The sequence below is a fragment of the Bradyrhizobium sp. 23AC genome (assembly GCF_054863025.1).
Window position 1 is genome coordinate 1 of sequence record NZ_JAVAYN010000091.1, and the last position, 346, is coordinate 346.

General features: G+C 47.4%; 1 protein-coding gene. It reads right to left on the bottom strand.

What is annotated here, in order from left to right; genetic code table 11:
• A partial coding sequence (locus RAD10_RS41590) for a hypothetical protein (RefSeq protein WP_461621998.1) occupies window positions 1-346 on the bottom strand: 346 nt, incomplete at both ends.

The following is a 346-nucleotide window of genomic DNA, read 5'->3' on the forward strand; positions in this document are numbered from 1 at the left end:
TTTGATTTTGTTGTCCTCAGCCTCATCCAGATATACCCACCAGCCGCTAGGCGACTCTGTTAGCTCTTTAGCAAAGCCTAGAAGGTCGAACAGCTCACCTTTTCTGAAATTCACCGCCGCGTCATAGGCATAATCATCAGTAAGCCTCATGTCTTGAACGCCTTGTGTTACCTGCCCCGTCAAGATCGCTTTAGCGACCTTGTCAATCGTCCATTTTGAATGAGGATTCACCCTTTTCGGTTTTGGAAATGGGCTGAAGACCCGCACAGCCTTTTCCTCGTCATGAAAATTATTCACGCTTATGTCATCAACGTCCGGAAGAGCGTTGGCGACAGCTCTTTTAATC